This window comes from Ruegeria sp. AF5 (assembly GCF_056541905.1).
Window position 1 is genome coordinate 74,570 of the sequence record NZ_JBQFYZ010000002.1, and the last position, 15,889, is coordinate 90,458.

Annotated in this window: 16 protein-coding genes; 9 read left to right on the forward strand and 7 right to left on the reverse strand. The window is 57.1% G+C overall.

Annotated elements, in window-relative coordinates; all coding sequences use genetic code 11:
• The first annotated feature begins 181 nt into the window (after positions 1 to 181).
• On the forward strand, positions 182 to 745 hold the full coding sequence (gene efp, locus ACR0DS_RS03845) for an elongation factor P (protein ID WP_209503361.1): 564 nt from the start codon (positions 182 to 184) through the stop codon (positions 743 to 745).
• Positions 746 to 798: 53 nt separating this feature from the next.
• Here efp and ACR0DS_RS03850 read toward each other — a convergent pair whose 3' ends face one another.
• Together ACR0DS_RS03850 and ygfZ are read right to left on the reverse strand one after the other, a co-directional pair.
• Positions 799 to 1,740, reverse strand: coding sequence for an ABC transporter transmembrane domain-containing protein (locus ACR0DS_RS03850; RefSeq protein ID WP_480558264.1), 942 nt, complete (start codon positions 1,738 to 1,740; stop codon positions 799 to 801).
• Positions 1,741 to 1,846: 106 nt separating this feature from the next.
• Complete coding sequence (gene ygfZ / locus ACR0DS_RS03855; protein ID WP_480484217.1) at positions 1,847 to 2,590, reverse strand: CAF17-like 4Fe-4S cluster assembly/insertion protein YgfZ; 744 nt, start codon at positions 2,588 to 2,590, stop codon at positions 1,847 to 1,849.
• A 73-nt stretch (positions 2,591 to 2,663) separates the two neighbouring features.
• Between ygfZ and ACR0DS_RS03860 the strand changes: the two genes are divergently transcribed.
• Together ACR0DS_RS03860 and ACR0DS_RS03865 are read left to right on the forward strand one after the other, a co-directional pair.
• Positions 2,664 to 3,338: a TIGR04283 family arsenosugar biosynthesis glycosyltransferase gene (locus ACR0DS_RS03860; protein WP_480484216.1), complete on the forward strand. Its 675-nt coding sequence runs from the start codon at positions 2,664 to 2,666 to the stop codon at positions 3,336 to 3,338.
• 1,007 nt (positions 3,339 to 4,345) lie between these two features.
• Positions 4,346 to 5,185, forward strand: a complete 840-nt coding sequence (locus ACR0DS_RS03865; protein ID WP_480558262.1) for an EamA family transporter — start codon at positions 4,346 to 4,348, stop codon at positions 5,183 to 5,185.
• 28 nt (positions 5,186 to 5,213) lie between these two features.
• Here the strand turns inward: ACR0DS_RS03865 and ACR0DS_RS03870 are convergent, their stop codons facing one another.
• Positions 5,214 to 6,185: a UDP-glucuronic acid decarboxylase family protein gene (locus ACR0DS_RS03870; RefSeq protein WP_480546514.1), complete on the reverse strand. Its 972-nt coding sequence runs from the start codon at positions 6,183 to 6,185 to the stop codon at positions 5,214 to 5,216.
• A 455-nt stretch (positions 6,186 to 6,640) separates the two neighbouring features.
• Between ACR0DS_RS03870 and ACR0DS_RS03875 the strand changes: the two genes are divergently transcribed.
• A complete protein-coding gene (locus tag ACR0DS_RS03875; protein WP_480546516.1) occupies positions 6,641 to 7,291 on the forward strand; it encodes a hypothetical protein in 651 nt (216 codons plus the stop codon).
• Positions 7,292 to 7,349: 58 nt separating this feature from the next.
• Here the strand turns inward: ACR0DS_RS03875 and parE are convergent, their stop codons facing one another.
• Positions 7,350 to 9,308 (reverse strand): DNA topoisomerase IV subunit B, encoded by a 1,959-nt coding sequence (parE, locus tag ACR0DS_RS03880; protein WP_480484212.1) that lies wholly within the window; start codon positions 9,306 to 9,308, stop codon positions 7,350 to 7,352.
• Positions 9,309 to 9,460: 152 nt separating this feature from the next.
• Here parE and ACR0DS_RS03885 point away from each other — a divergent pair, with 152 nt between their 5' ends.
• Positions 9,461 to 10,069 (forward strand): carboxymuconolactone decarboxylase family protein, encoded by a 609-nt coding sequence (locus ACR0DS_RS03885; RefSeq protein ID WP_480558260.1) that lies wholly within the window; start codon positions 9,461 to 9,463, stop codon positions 10,067 to 10,069.
• A 70-nt stretch (positions 10,070 to 10,139) separates the two neighbouring features.
• Here the strand turns inward: ACR0DS_RS03885 and ACR0DS_RS03890 are convergent, their stop codons facing one another.
• Positions 10,140 to 11,018 carry an alpha/beta fold hydrolase gene (locus ACR0DS_RS03890; protein WP_480558258.1) on the reverse strand — a complete coding sequence of 293 codons (879 nt, stop codon included), beginning with the start codon at positions 11,016 to 11,018 and terminating at the stop codon, positions 10,140 to 10,142.
• A gap of 121 nt (positions 11,019 to 11,139) precedes the next feature.
• On the opposite strand from ACR0DS_RS03890, the gene ppk2 reads away from it, so the two are divergent.
• Both ppk2 and ACR0DS_RS03900 read left to right on the forward strand, forming a co-directional pair.
• Positions 11,140 to 12,063, forward strand: coding sequence for a polyphosphate kinase 2 (gene ppk2 / locus ACR0DS_RS03895; RefSeq protein WP_480546520.1), 924 nt, complete (start codon positions 11,140 to 11,142; stop codon positions 12,061 to 12,063).
• Positions 12,064 to 12,170: 107 nt separating this feature from the next.
• Positions 12,171 to 13,541, forward strand: a complete 1,371-nt coding sequence (locus tag ACR0DS_RS03900) for an MATE family efflux transporter (RefSeq protein ID WP_480558256.1) — start codon at positions 12,171 to 12,173, stop codon at positions 13,539 to 13,541.
• Here the strand turns inward: ACR0DS_RS03900 and ACR0DS_RS03905 are convergent.
• Entirely contained in the window at positions 13,538 to 13,939 is a 402-nt protein-coding gene (locus tag ACR0DS_RS03905) for a hypothetical protein (RefSeq protein WP_480558254.1), read from the reverse strand. The two genes, ACR0DS_RS03900 and ACR0DS_RS03905, sit on opposite strands and share 4 nt — an antisense overlap.
• A gap of 2 nt (positions 13,940 to 13,941) precedes the next feature.
• Positions 13,942 to 15,144: a pyridoxal phosphate-dependent aminotransferase gene (locus ACR0DS_RS03910; protein WP_480558252.1), complete on the reverse strand. Its 1,203-nt coding sequence runs from the start codon at positions 15,142 to 15,144 to the stop codon at positions 13,942 to 13,944.
• 92 nt (positions 15,145 to 15,236) lie between these two features.
• On the opposite strand from ACR0DS_RS03910, the gene ACR0DS_RS03915 reads away from it, so the two are divergent.
• Positions 15,237 to 15,629, forward strand: a complete 393-nt coding sequence (locus tag ACR0DS_RS03915) for a helix-turn-helix domain-containing protein (protein ID WP_267366820.1) — start codon at positions 15,237 to 15,239, stop codon at positions 15,627 to 15,629.
• Between the two features lie 29 nt (positions 15,630 to 15,658).
• On the forward strand, positions 15,659 to 15,883 hold the full coding sequence (locus tag ACR0DS_RS03920; RefSeq protein WP_480558342.1) for a succinate dehydrogenase assembly factor 2: 225 nt from the start codon (positions 15,659 to 15,661) through the stop codon (positions 15,881 to 15,883).
• Positions 15,884 to 15,889: the final 6 nt, after the last annotated feature.

The window sequence follows — 15,889 nt, forward strand, 5'->3', positions numbered from 1 at the left end:
CGTGACGGTCCTTATGACCGATAAAGTGCGATTCGGATACAGCTAATATGCATAGTTGCGTTGCGTCACTTGCATATCTCGCTGCACGTGCAGCACTAGGTTTGGTTGTCTTGTCAGGTATGTTCCCGCCAGATATAGGAGGCGCAACTGACGCATCAACCGTTTGTGAAGGAATTATGTAATGCCCAAGATAAATGGGAACGAAATTCGCCCCGGCAATGTGCTTGAGCATAACGACGGCCTTTGGGCCGCGGTCAAGGTTGACCATGTGAAGCCCGGAAAAGGCGGCGCTTTCGCGCAGGTCGAGCTGCGCAACCTGCGCAATGGTTCGAAACTGAACGAACGGTTCCGCTCGGCTGACAAGGTTGAGCGTGTGCGCCTTGAACAGAAGGATCAGCAGTTCTTGTATGAAACCGATGGCATGCTGGTCTTCATGGATGCCGAAACATACGAACAGATTGAATTGCCAGCGGATTTGCTGGGCGAGCGTCGTCCGTTCCTTCAAGATGGCATGACGATTGTTGTCGAATTCTACGAAAGTGAAGCGCTGAACGCGACACTGCCGCAGAAAGTGACCTGCAAGATCGTCGAAACTGAGCCGGTCGTAAAAGGTCAGACCGCCGCGAACTCGTTCAAGCCTGCAATTCTGGACAATGGCGTGAAAGTCATGGTGCCGCCGTTCATCGGTCAGGATGAAATGATCATCGTGAACACCGAAACCATGGAATATTCCGAACGCGCGTGACGTTTCGTCGCTTTTAATATCAGACCGCGCAGACAGCCGCTGCGCGGTCTTTTTTATGCACTGTTGCGGTACCGGTAATGCGCGGGGTCCGGGCCGAATAGTTCCAACATAAGTTCGTATTTGATGCGGTTGGCACTGACTTGTCTGTAAAAGGCGATCAGGAACGCGGTCGGGCCCTGTATCCGGCCAAGCCCGCTGATCGCGGCCACCACCGTGCCGACATCGGTCTTTCCTTGCAGCACCAGATAACCGCCCAACATCAGAATACCTACGGTTCCGGCGCCGTTGATTACGCTCAATAGGAACTTGGCCGAAAGCTTCCAAAGAAACATGCGCCGCCTTGTGTCATAGATGTCGTCGAACAGGGCATTGATATCCCGCTCGACGGCATCGATATCCTCGGTGGTCAGCCTATCAGTGGCGCTGCGCAAAAGGCGGACGCGTTCGGCGACAAACGTGTTCACTTTGCGTTGCGACACCAGAACGATAATGATCTGCGGCACAATCATGGAAAACGCGATAAGGCCAAGGCCTGGCTGCGTTGAGGATATGTACCCGATCACGCTGACCAGCGTTCCAACCTGAACCACCGGGTCCGAGAACGCGCCCCCTGCGAACTTGCCCAGCTCCTCAGCCTCGGCTGAGATGGCGGTCGTCATGGTACCTTTGCGCAGATTTTCACCCGTTTCCTTCAGGTCGGTAGCGCGCCACAGCAAGCGTTGCCGGATCAGCCGGATCATGTCTTCGCCCAATGTACCCGCGCGAAAACCCAGAACCCATTTCAGGGCGAGGCTTAGCAGGATGACAATCATCATGCCGATGCCCAGCAGAACCAGCTTTTCGACATGAAGATCGTTGGACGTAAGGTGGTTGACAATATCGCGTTGAAATTCAAGCGGAACCGCGGCAAGCGCAGCAATGGCAATGGATAACAGAATGAGGACAATCTGCCGTCCGGCGCTGGCGCGCCAAATCGCGGAGTAAAGCTGAAACATGCGGGTATCCGTGTTGCCCCTGTGCCGACACATTGGCAGGGCTGGGTAACGGGTTCAAACTTTACGAAACACATGGCGGATAAGGCCGTGCCGATATGGCAACAAGTTACGCTTGATCCGTCAGGCGAACCACGACGTCTCCGGCCATCATGTCTGCATTCGCACGGTCAAAGCGCAGATACGCGATTCCTTGGCCGCCTGATTGCGTGAACAGGGTGCCGACGGGTTTGCCGTTTGCGGTAATCTCAGTCCCCGCCGGAACCGATCCTTCGACAAAGACCCGCCGCAAGCCTTTGCGCAACTCGGTCTTGTGTTTCATGCGCGCAGTCACTTCCTGACCGACATAGCAACCCTTTTTGAAATCCACACCATTCAGCGCCTCGAACCCGGATTCGAGGATATAGCTGTCTGGCGTAAGTTCGACCCCAGCCTCGGGGATGCAGTGTCGAACGCGCAGCGCGTCCCAGTCGGTTCCGTCATCGCCATCTGGGGCTGTCGAATAGTCACGCCAACCCATATCCGCGTGACGGGGGTCGGGCAGGGCGGTGTCCGGTGCTGGACCTGTGCCGCGCTGCAGATGCAGATCCGTGCCTTCGATCACCACATCCGCACGGAGTTTGTACATGTTCAGGCGCTTGATCAGGTCATCTGCAAGTGGCTCGGCCACGTCCAGCAGCACCCCAACGTCATCGCGTTTCAGAAAGAAATCTGCCAGATACTTGCCCTGTGGTGTAAGCAGTGCGGCATAGACCAACCCATTGCCCAATCCCTGAACGTCATTGGTTACAAGATCCTGCAAAAAGTTTTCGGTGTCCGAGCCAGTCAGGCGCAGGATGCGGCGGGTGGGCATGGCTTGGTCCTCGTCATTGCCTTTGGCCTCGTGATATAGGAAGTCTCGCAGCCAAGACCAGAGGTTATCGGACGTGCCCGCACCCGTCACTGTAGTGATTCCAACCTTGAATGCCGCCGATTCCTTGCCTGCGTGCCTTGAAGCCCTGATGGAAGGGGTGCATTCCGGGCTGATCCGGGACCTGATCGTCAGCGATGCAGGCTCAACTGACCAGACGTTGAGAATAGCAGAAGATGTTGGCGCGCATGTCATTAGAGGTGAGCCATCGCGCGGCGGTCAATTGCGCCGGGGGTGCGCGCATGCTGATGGAGACTGGCTTCTGATCCTTCATGCAGATACCGTGTTGCAAGAGGGATGGGCCAAGAGCGTAAGCGCCCATCTGCCATCCAACGCACCAGCGGCGTTTCGGTTGGCTTTTCGCGCGCGTGGGCTTGCGCCAGCCTGGGTGGCCGGATGGGCCAATTTGCGCAGCAGGCTGTTCGGTTTACCGTACGGAGATCAGGGGTTGCTGGTTCAGCGTAATGTCTATCTGGCGGCTGGCGGGTATCCGGACCAACCCTTGATGGAAGATGTGGCGCTGGTGCGCGTATTGCCACGGATCGCAATACTCGAGTCGCGCGCGTTTACGAGCGCGGAGCGCTACGAACAGGCAGGTTGGTTTCGGCGGGGCACGCGGAACTTGTGGACACTTCTGCGCTATTTTCTGGGAGTTGATCCACAGGTGTTGGCGCGGGGCTATCGGCGTTGAGCTTCGTACGTAACTCGACCAAAGATTTTCCCAATCGAAATGGGGCCGCAAAGCTAACAAGACAAAGCGCCACGATTTGCAGCACCAGAATATGGGCGTTGGCCTGCAGGTATTCCCATTCGTTTTTCAACTTGCCGACCTGCTCGATCAGGTCGTCATAGCTTTGTGCCAGGATCTGATAATCTCCGGCAATCGCGGGTACCTTACGGCGCATGTTGTCGATGGCCACCTGAGTTTTGTCGTCCAGAGACGTGAAAACGAGGAACTGGTCGATATCGAAAGCATCAGCTTTTGCCGTCATATCCCGCAGCTCGTCCATTTCATCTTTGCCCTGACTTCCGAACAGGAAGTGCAGGCCCTGCAGGGGGGCCACTTCGTTGGTTACGGCGATGAACAGGGGCAATTCCGAGTTGCTGGCAGTTGATGCCGACAGGAATTCAACCTTGTCGCAAAGCACTGCCGTATCAGGATCGTAAGCAGGGTCGCAGAAACGCAGACGAAACCGTGCGGCATCCCGGTCGAATGCCAATGTTGCGGCGTAGGCCACATCAATCTGGCGATCCAGTCGCGAACTGTCCGACGTGTAAAGCCCCGCCAGAACAGCCACCAATGCGCCGATGCCACCCAGCACGACCCAGACCAGATCGGCCAGTTTCCACGCCCGGTGCCCCGCTGGCTTGCGGAACAAAAAGGCGGTGCCGATCGATCCTGACAGAAAAAACAGGATTAGCAGGGGCAATTGGTTGTCTGTCACAAAACTCATGTGCCCGATCTTAGAACGTGATGCGCGTCCTGCAACCGGGATCACGTGCTGTTGTAACTTCTTACCGGGCACAAGGGTGCGGGACGAGACCGGAAACGGCTTGCGGACACGTCCCCAACAGTGGCGGTAATTTGACCACTGGAATCCGGCTTGACAAAAATCCCGGTTTTGGCAGACACCACGCCCAAGTGAAATGGGGCCAAAGACCCTTTTTACGCACGATTTCTGCGGGAAAGGTTCGGGTATGACCCTGTTCGTCATTCTGATTATTCTGTCGGCGGCGCTGCTGCATGCCGTATGGAATGCCATCGTGAAAACGTCAGCGGACCGCACCACCATGCTGGGTCTGGTCGCGTTGGGTCAGGTCTTGCCGGCGGCGGTAATGGTGATGGTCCTGCCGTTGCCGAACACGCAGAGCTTTGTCTATATCCTGCTCTCGACCGTCGTGCATTTCGGCTATTACTTCATGCTGGGCAAGGCCTACCAGCATGGCGATCTGAGTGTGGTTTACCCCATAGCACGCGGGATTGTTCCGGCACTGGTCTCGCTTTGGGCGATGGCGCTGGTGGGCGAAGTTCTGCCCTGGCAGGCCTGGGGTGGGATCGCCTTGATCGCGGTTGGCATTCAGCTGAGCAGCTGGGCGGCGCTGCGTTCGGGCGTCGGGCGCAGCGCGCTGGGATTTGCGCTGGGAACCGGGTTCTGCATTTCGATCTATTCGGTGGTTGACGGGATTGGGGTGCGGCTGTCAGGCAATACGCTCAGCTATTGGGTGTGGGGGGCCTTTCTGCACCTGTACATTGCAGGGTTTATCGGGGTCAGGAAACGCACCACCCTGAAAGACCTGCCAGTCAGAATATGGATGACGGGCCTTTTGGGTGGGCTGGTTTCGATGACAGCGTATGGTCTGGTGCTTTACGCCAAGAACTTTGCGCCGCTTGGGGCGGTTTCGGCCCTGCGGGAAACCTCGGTCATCTTTGCGGCGCTGATCGGGTTCATTTTCCTGAAGGAAGGCAACTGGATGCGACGCCTGGGTGCCGCGGTCCTCATGGCGATTGGCGTCGCGCTGATCGGCACGGCGGTCTGATCCGGTCCCCGAGCCATGGCAAGACGCGTTATCCGGCTGCGCCTTCTGACTGAAGCGTCCGGAAATACCGGATCGTTGCGTCCAACCCTTCCTTCAGCTGTACTGTGGGTTCCCAGTTCAGCAGGGTCCGCGCCAGCGTGATATCGGGCTGACGTTGTTTCGGATCGTCCTCGGGCAACTCTTTGAAACTGATAGGGGTTTCCGCGCCAACAAGCGCCTGCACCTCGCTGGCCAGCTCGTTCATCGAGAATTCGTTGGGATTGCCCAGATTGACCGGGCCGGTGACCTCCTTGTCGGTGTCCATCAGGCGGACGAACCCTTCGATCAGATCATCCACGTAGCAGAATGACCGGGTCTGCGTGCCGTCGCCAAAGATCGTGATCGGCTCACCCGTCAGGGCCTGCATGATGAAATTCGACACAACGCGCCCGTCGGCGGGGTGCATTCGGGGCCCGTAAGTGTTGAAGATGCGGGCGACCTTGATCTCAAGCCCCATCTGACGGTGATAGTCGAAGAATAACGTCTCGGCACACCGCTTGCCCTCGTCATAACAGGACCGCGGCCCAACCGGATTGACGTTGCCCCAATAGTCTTCGGTCTGCGGATGGATCGTCGGGTCACCGTAGACCTCAGACGTCGAAGCCTGAAATATCTTGCATTTCAGACGTTTCGCCAGACCCAGCATGTTGATCGCGCCGTGAACGCTGGTCTTGGTCGTCTGCACCGGATCGTGCTGGTAATGCACGGGCGAGGCGGGGCAGGCGAGGTTGTATATCTCGTCCACCTCGACGAACAGCGGGAAGGTCACATCGTGGCGCATGAACTCGAAGCGCGGGTTGTTGTGCAGATGGTCGATATTGCGCTTGGTGCCGGTGAACAGGTTGTCGACGCACAAAACCTCATGCCCCTGATCCAGAAGCCGGTCGCACAGATGCGAGCCTAAAAACCCGGCCCCACCGGTTACGAGAACACGTTTTCGACTGTCATAAAGGCGGGCCATTGCAAATCCTTAATCGTTAAATCCAAGCCAGCTTGTCACGGGGAAGCCGGGTGTTGGTTTGATTAGTAAACCGAAGGGATTTGAATTGCAGTAGATTTTGGTTTTTTGAGGGCGCGTGTGGTGTTGTGGTGTCTTCCGCCCCGTCAATGCTTGATGCAGAGCATCAAGCACGCGCCCGACCCGCCCCCGTTTTGCCGAAGGCAAACTTGCGGTTTGACGGCGTGCGCGTTCCGCACCCACCTTCGGGCCAGGCGCGATGGTTGTGGCAAAGTAGGATGGGTGTTTACTCCCATCTTGATGCCGGACTCTGATCGGTGAGAGCACCCATCCTACGCGCGATGCGTAACGGCTCATTTTCTCTTGTTCCTTCGAGGTGAGGAAAACCCCACTTTCAAGAAGTCATTTAATAGGCACGGATATGTCTAAGGATTAGAAAGCGACAAGATCGATAACCAATGCTTGACCAAAGAAAAATGCGAGTCTTGCTTTCAATTGTTGCGCTAGTTGTCGGCTCTGCCTCGGTAAGGGCTGAGATTGGCGCATCGGAAATATGGTCGGAATGTCGACCAACGGCTTCTTGCGTGATCGAATACGATCATCTCTCCACTCAAGACGCCGAACCATTTCTATTTTTAGGTCGCGTTGTGGATAGTAATCATCCTCAGTGGAGGCAGTACCGAAAGGCTATCCGTAAGTTTCCTGATGTGCAAAGCTGTTTAACCAAAGAAGAACAGAAGAAAGAAAACCCAAACTTGCTAAAGCTGGATTGGGAAAGAGTTGGCTACGGACGTAACGCAGAGGTTTGCGTATATCGGATTTCGCGAAGTCTGGTTACGCTCGACAGAGTTCAAAGCTGGATGAGTTATCACGACTTCCGAGTACTGGGATACAGCAGATACAGAAGTGAAAAATTTGTTACTACTAGAACTAACCAGCCTGTCGGGAATGTCTCAGGCTATTGGACTGTAGCACAGTATAGGGAAAGAAATCCTACGCTATTGTGGCGTTTTTTTGAGTTTGACCTGATTTATAGCTACGGAATTGTCTTAGAAATTTCTGAAGAGTTCAAAGTAGTGGGAGCCCATGTCACCACGCCAACAAAATAGACTCACACAGTAGGCCTAAGCTATCGTCCAATACTCGGAGTGTTGAAGGCTTACTGCTTCAAACATCCAACTCCTCCACAAACCGCGCGTTCTCCTGAATGTACTGGAACCGCAGTTCGGGCTTCTTGCCCATCAGACGCTCGACCAGATCGCCGGTTTCGCCGGGTTCATCCTCGTCGATGGTGACCCGGATCAATTTCCGGGATTTGGGGTCCATCGTGGTCTCTTTCAGGTCCTTGGCGTCCATCTCGCCCAGACCCTTAAAGCGGGACACGTCGATCTTGCCCTTGCCGCCCAGACCTTTTTTCAGCCATTCGTCGCGCTCGGCCTCGTCCAGACAATAGACGCGTTTGGCGCCCTGAGTCAGGCGGTACAAAGGCGGGCAGGCCAGGTACAGGTGACCCGCGTCAATCATCGGGCGCATCTGGGTAAAGAAGAACGTCATCAGCAAGGACGCGATATGCGCCCCGTCCACATCCGCGTCGGTCATGATGATGACCTTGTCATAGCGTAGGTCGTCAACGTTGAACTTGGTGCCAAGCCCGACACCCAGCGCTTGGGTCAGGTCGTTGATCTCGGCATTGGTGCCCAGCTTGGAACTGGCCGCACCCAGCACGTTCAGGATCTTGCCGCGCAAGGGCAGCAGGGCCTGCGTTTTGCGGTCGCGACCCATCTTGGCCGAGCCACCCGCAGAATCGCCTTCGACGATGAATAATTCGGTGCCGTCGCGTGTTGAACTGGAACAGTCCACCAGCTTGCCGGGAAGACGAAGTTTCTTAGTGGCGGACTTGCGTTGTGTTTCCTTCTCGGCCCGACGGCGCAGACGTTCTTCGGCCCTCAGGATAAGGAAGTCGAGGATCGCGCCGGCGGATTTCGTATCAGCCGCCAGCCAGTTGTCGAAATGGTCGCGGACCGCGTTTTCGACCAGCCGCTGCGCCTCGACCGTGGCCAGACGGTCCTTGGTCTGGCCCACGAATTCCGGCTCGCGGATAAAGCACGACACCAGCGCGCATCCACCTGTCAGCAGGTCGTCGCGGGTGATCTGCGCGGCTTTCTTATTGTTGATCAACTCGCCATAGGCCTTGATCCCCTTGAGGATCGCAGCCCAGAAACCGGCCACATGGGTGCCGCCTTCGGGGGTGGGAACGGTGTTACAATAGGATTGGATGAACCCGTCACGCGACGGTGTCCAGTTGATCGCCCATTCGACCTTGCCGGGGGTGCCGAATTTCTCGTTGAAATCGACGGTGCCCGCAAAGGGTTGCTCGGCATAGGTAGACGAGCCGTTCATCGTCTCTTTCAGGTAATCCGACAGGCCGCCGGGAAAGTGGAACGAGGCCTCAAGCGGGGTCTCGCCGTCATCGATGGCGGTTTTCCAGCGGATTTCGACGCCCGAGAACAGATAGGCCTTGGAGCGGATGGATTTGAACAGCCGCGCGGGCTTGAACTTGTGATGGCCAAAGATGTCCGGGTCGGCGTGGAAGGTCACCGTTGTGCCGCGCCGGTTCGGGGCCGCGCCAACCTTTTCGACCGGGCCAAGCGGGATGCCGCGCGAGAAACGTTGTTCAAATAGCTGCTTGTCCCGCGCCACCTGCACGACCATCGAATCAGACAGCGCGTTCACCACCGACGCACCAACCCCGTGCAAGCCACCCGAGGTCTGGTAGGCCTTGCCCGAGAACTTGCCGCCCGCGTGCAGGGTACACAGGATCACCTCCAACGCGGACTTGCCCGGAAATTTTGGATGCGGGTCGATCGGGATACCGCGCCCGTTGTCACGGACGGTCAGGGCGTAGTCGGAATGCAGCTCGACCTCGATCCGGTTGGCAAAGCCTGCCACCGCCTCGTCCATCGAGTTGTCGAGGATCTCGGCCAACATATGGTGCAGCGCACGCTCATCCGTGCCGCCAATATACATGCCGGGGCGTTTGCGAACCGGTTCCAGCCCTTCGAGCACCTCGATCGAGGAGGCGTCATAGGTAGAAGTGGCGCTGGGCGTCAACAGATCTTCGGGCATGGGTGCTGCTCTTGTTTTTGGGTTTCCGCCATTATGGCAGGTGATGTGGTCCGGGGGAAGGGGGACGCGAGGTGTTGTGGATTTTCTGTCAAGCCGCTTGCAATCCGTGCAGATAACCAGTCCTTTGATCCCGGTAAAGCGGAGGTGAATAAATGAGCTGGATCAGAACCGTTCCGTTCGAAGACGCGACTGGAAAGTTGAAGAAACTCTACGAACGCGTGACCGGGCCGAACAATAACGTAGACAACATCATGATGGCACACAGCCTTCGCCCGCATTCGATGGAAGGCCATATGGCCATGTACAAGGCAGTGCTGCATCATTCGGGCAACAAGATACCGAAATGGTTTCTGGAAGTGCTGGGGGTTTGGGTCAGCTCACTGAACCGGTGCGGGTATTGCGTCGAGCATCACTTTGCGGGTCTTCAGCGCTTGCTGGGTGACGCGGCGCGCGGCAACGCGATCAGGGCAGCGGTTGAGGCGCGCGATCCCTTGGCTGCACCGCTGGATGCGGCGCAAATGGCTGCCATGGACTATGCTCGCAAGCTGACCGAAGCGCCGGGCGATCTGGTCGAGGCGGACGTCGCTGCCCTGCGCGACGCGGGGTGGGATGATGGCGAAATCCTCGAGATCAATCAGGTCTGCTCCTATTTTTCATATGCAAACCGGACGGTTCTGGGGCTTGGGTGCTCAACCGATGGTGATGAGTTGGGGTTGTCGCCGAACAACTCTGACAACCCTGACGACTGGGGGCACCGGTAAGGTGCTAAAGATGTCGTCGGCGCTGCGACAAAGGCTGCCTGGCTTGCCGTTGCGCGCGGGCGCGGCCTGATTACGTCAGGCCAGTCCATTCCAGAATGGCCTGCGCCACGGCCCGCGGGTTTTGATGATGCAACCAATGATCGGTCCCAGGGATCGTGACACGGGTGAGGTGGGTGGCAAACGCCTCCAGCCCCTCAGTGGCTTCTGGTAAAAGGGCTTTGTCATCCGGCCCCCAAATCAACAAGTGCGGACACCTGACATGCAACCGGTCGAGCGGCAGGTCAGGCAGGTCTGTCGCGGGGACACCGGGTTTGGCGACAACCAACGGAGAGGCTCTGTACCAGTTCAGCATCGCCTGCAGCCGACCGGGTCGGGCCCATTCAGTGCGGTAGTCGGCCATGCGAGCTTCGGTCAACCAGTCCAGCCCCATACCATGGCGAAAGAACTGTTCCAGCATCGCAAAGTTGTTTTCGGACAGTTTTTGTGCGGCATCGGGTGCTCGCAGCAGATTGATATATTGCGAGGCTGTGGATTGTGCGCCACCCGAGGCCATGGCGCGTTGAAACGGCACCGGATGTACGCCGTTTGCAATGATTAACCGATCAACGAGTTCCGGGCGGAACATGGCAACGCCATAAGCCATCGATGCGCCCCAGTCGTGACCCAGCAGCGCAACTGGCGCGCCGCAGGTTTCAATCAGTGCGGCCATGTCTGTGACCAGTTGCGACAGGGTATAGTTCTGCACCCCTTCGGGACACCAGCTTTGGCCATAACCGCGCTGGTCCGGAGCAATACAATAAAAGCGTTCTGCCAGATGAGGCGCAAGATCGGCCCAGGCACCGCTGTATTCGGGGAAACCATGCAGCATCAATAATGGTGGCGCGGCTTTGTCGCCCCATGTCCTGACGTGGAAAGAATGGCCGTTCAGCTTGAAAAAAGACGTCTGCATTGGAACAAGGGATCCGCGCTGGAAATCATGGGTTTTTGAGGCATCTATTTGACACCAATCAAAGCGCATTTCCGAGCTTTCTGCTAGCCACCCTTCAGGACAGTAGAAAAGGACAGGATGTATGGACGCCATTGCCACGACCAACGCAGAACCCACCCAGATCAAGACCACGCTCACCAAAGACACCGACCCTTCAGCGCCCAGCCCCGAGAAAATCCGGCAGGCGTTTGAAAGTGGGAAATACCCCTATGGCCGCAAAATGGCCCGGTCGGTGTATGAGACGCAAAAAGCCAATCTGCAGGCCGAGCTTTTGAAGGTTCAGCTGTGGGCGCAGGAAACGGGGCAGCGGTTTGTCTTGTTGTTCGAAGGGCGCGATGCCGCCGGCAAAGGGGGTACGATCAAGCGGTTCATGGAGCACCTGAACCCGCGTCAGGCCCGTGTCGTTGCATTGAACAAACCCACCTGGGAAGAGAAAGGCCAGTGGTACTACCAGCGCTACATTCAGGAGATGCCGACCGTAGGCGAAATGGTGTTCTATGACCGGTCCTGGTACAACCGTGCGGGCGTGGAACGGGTCATGGGGTTCTGCACGCCCAACGAATATCTTGAGTTCATGCGGCAAACGCCCGAGTTGGAACGGATGTTGGTGCGCTCGGGCATTCAGCTATACAAATATTGGTTCTCGGTTACACAGCAAGAGCAGCAGCGCCGTTTCAAAAGCCGCGAAACCGACCCCTTGAAGCAATGGAAACTGTCGCCCATCGACAAGGCAAGCCTCAGCAAGTGGGACGACTATACCGAGGCGAAAGAAGCCATGTTCTTTTACACAGACACGGCTGACGCACCCTGGACGATTATCAAGTCAAATGACAAGAAACGCGCGCGCCTGAACTGTATGCGTCACTTCCTGTCCTCGCTGGATTACCCTGGCAAGGATCACGATATCGTGGGCGAGCCTGATCCGCTGATCGTAGGGCAGGCGCATCACGTTATTCACCGCTCCGAGCATATTCTGGGTACGGCTCTGCACCCCGACGCCCGCTGATTGCAAAGATGCCCGGCCACAGGAAACGGTTGGGCATCAAAGTCTCAATGTGAAATATTACCGATCCGCCCTTGTCCCGCGCCAAAGCCGCGCATATGGCTGGAGCGATGACAAAGGTGATGACATATCCGGCCCATTTTCGGGCTATTGCCGTTCTTGGCCTGCCACTGGTTGGCGGTCATCTGGCGCAATACGCAATCGGTTTGACCGACACCATCATGCTGGGATGGTACGGGGTCGAGGCGTTGGCGGCCGTTACCTTGGCCAACAGTTATTATTTCGTGTTGTTCTTGTTTGGTGCGGGGTTTGGCTGGGCCGTGATGCCCATGGTGGCCACAGCGGCGGCGGAAGGGGATGAAACCAGCATTCGCCGCTCGACCCGGATGGGTCTGTGGTTGTCGTTGCTGTATGCCGTGGTTGTCATGCCCTTGCTATGGTGGTCCTATCCGATCCTGATCGCCATGAAGCAGGAACCGCAAATTGCTGAAACCGCAGCCGAATATTTGCGAGTTGCCGGTTGGGGATTGTTTCCGGCCCTCATTGTGATGGTGTTGAAAAGCTATCTGGCGGCATTGGAGCGAACGCAGATTGTTTTGTGGATCACAATTGCGGCGGCGGCTGTGAACGGGCTGACCAATTATGCGCTGATCTTCGGCAACTGGGGTGCCCCCGAACTGGGCGTGACAGGGGCGGCAATCGCCTCGATCACGACACAAGTTGTTTCGCTGATCGCGGTCGTTATCTATGTGATCCGGACGTTGCCAGAGCATAGCCTATTCCAACGGTTCTGGCGACCGGATTGGGAAATGTTTGCCAGCGTATGGAAGTTGGGTGTACCCATCGGCTTGACCACATTGGCCGAAGTTTCACTGTTCGCGACTTCTGCGGTGATGATGGGCTGGCTGGGTCAGGTCCCGCTGGCTGCGCATGGGATCGCCCTGAACCTGGCTTCGGCCACCTTCATGGTTCACCTGGGCTTATCAAATGCAGCGACCATCCGGGCTGGCAATGCGCTGGGTCGTCGGGATAGGGCGCATTTGGAAAAGGGCGCAATCTCCGTGACTGGTATGTCGCTGGTCATGTCGGTGGCAACCATCATCCTGTTCCTGACTTGTGCCGAGCATTTGATTTCCCTGTTCATGGAAGCAGATGATCCGCAGCGGGGACAAATCCTGACCATCGGTACCGGTTTGCTTGCCATGGCGGCTTTGTTCCAGCTGGTCGACGGCGCGCAGGTGATTGCGCTGGGCCTGCTGCGCGGGTTGCAGGATGCCAAGATCCCAATGGTCATGGCGGCGCTCAGCTATTGGGTCGTAGGGATTCCCGCGTCGTATTATTTCGGCTTTGTCCGTCATATGGACGGCATCGGCGTCTGGCTGGGCCTGGTGCTTGGTCTCGCCTTCGCGGCCGTGCTTCTCATGACCCGGTTCTGGATGTATTCGGTACAGCAGATACAGATATCGGCCGAGCCCGCTTAGTCTTTGCCCAGCCGATCTGCCTTTTTTCGCACCAGTACCGTACGCAGGTCGTGCATGGCCATCAATAACCTGTCGGTCACATCCTCCAGCTGCGTGTCGCTTGCCTTGGACTGAGCCCATTGCGTGGTCAGATTCAGATAGTCGACCGCGCGATGAATGTCGTCGATGTCGCGCTGGGCCAGCAGGGCCCGGCGCTCTTCCATCCATTGGGCAATCTCGGCCTGATCCCGGTCTGACAACGTCCGCTGCCCGTGCGGCTTGACCTCGCCATTGCGGATATTGATGACGGCAATCTGGTCCATCTCGATCCGGCGCTGACGGTTTTCCGTATCGATCCGAAACACCGCAGCACCGTTTTCACGTATGCGAAAGTAATACTCAGGCAGTTCGGCGGACATGGTCACCTCAGAGAAGCACAAAAACGCTGGATGCGGCTGCAAGCTTCGGTCAGTGCCGCGTCGGACGTAGCATAGCTGACGCGGAAATTCGGCGACAGGCCAAAGGCGGCGCCAAATACAACGGCCACGTCGGCTTCTTCCAGAAGTGCGGTTGCAAAGGCTTCGTCGTCTACCAGAACGGTCCCAGCGGGCGTCGTCTTCCCGATCAATCCGGCGATAGACGGATAGACATAAAAGGCCCCTTCGGGTGTGGGGCAGGTGACGCCATCAATCTCGTTCAGCATCCGAACCACCAGATCGCGCCGGCGCCTGAATGTCTCGTTATTCGGGGCCAGAAAATCCTGAGTTCCGTTCAGGGCCTCGACGGCAGCCCACTGACTGACCGAGCAGGGGTTCGAGGTGGATTGCGACTGGATCTTGCGCATGGCCGCGATGATTTCGACCGGACCGGCAGCATAACCGATGCGCCAACCGGTCATGGCATAGGCTTTTGAAACCCCGTTGCAGGTGAGGGTTCGGTCAAATAGACCGGGTTCAACCTCGGCCGGGGTGCAGAACTCAAACCTGTCATAGGCCAGATGTTCGTACATGTCGTCCGACATGATCCAGACATGCGGGTGACGCATCAGAACATCGGTCAGCGCCTTCAGTTCATCCCAACTGTACCCTGCGCCCGTCGGGTTCGAGGGCGAGTTAAAGATGAACCACTTTGTCTTGGGCGTGATGGCGGCTTCCAGTTGTTCTGGGGTCAGCTTGAAACTGTTTTCCAGCGTCGTCTCGACCACAACAGGGGTGCCCCCGGCCAAAAGCACCATATCGGGGTAGCTGACCCAGTACGGTGCAGGGATGATCACCTCGTCGCCTTCATTCATCGTCGCCATCAGAGCATTGTACAGCGTTTGCTTGCCACCGGTCCCGACCGAGATCTGGGCCGGCGAATAGTCCAGCCCGTGGTCACGTTTCATCTTGGCACATGCCGCTTGTTTCAGCTCGGGGATGCCGTCCGGCGCGGTGTATTTGGTTTTGCCTGCTGCGATGGCCGCAACAGCGGCGTCTTTGATGTTCTGGGGCGTGTCAAAATCCGGCTCACCAGCGCTTAGGCCGATGACATCACGCCCGGCGGCCTTCAGCTCGGCTGCCTTGGCTGTCATGGCGATGGTGGGTGAAGGTTTGACGCGTGACAGTGTCGCAGACAGAAAACTCATGCTCGGCCTCGGTTTGTATGTTCAGCCCGACTGTCATAGGGTGCGTCCGAGTGACGATCAAGCAGTATAGACAATGTGAGATGGAGACCCGAATGAATGATGAAAACGACTGGTACGGTCCGGATTCTGCGACATTCGGAGACCGTCTGGCAGGCGCACGCGAAGCCGCGGGAATGACGCAGGCGCAACTGGCGCGGCGTCTTGGGGTCAAAAAGGCGACAATTTCAGATTGGGAAAACGATCTGTCCGAACCCCGGGCCAACAGGCTGTCAATGATGGCGGGCATGGTCAATGTCTCAATCATGTGGTTGTTGACCGGCGAGGGCGACGGCATGGATGCGCCCGTGGATGAGGGCGAAGGCGGTATGGAACTGTCCTCTGCCGTGGCCGAACTGCGCGCCATCCGTGCGGAAATGCGCGCCTGTTCTGAACGCGCAGCGCGTCTGGAAAAGAAAATGCGTCAGATGCTGGAGCAGAAGAATTGAGCGAACCCCGGGATGTGCGCATCAAACGCATGCAAATGCGGTCGATGCGACGCGGCATCAAAGAGATGGACATTATCCTGTCAGCCTATGCCGGTCGCAATCTGGCCGACATGGATACCGCCGGGCTGGATGTCTATGACGCGCTGTTGCATGAAAATGACCAGGACCTTTATCAATGGGTTACAGGGCAGGTGCAGCCTCCGGCGCGATTTGCCAGCCTGATTGCAGACATAGCTCAAACCTTTCAGAAATAAGGCAAA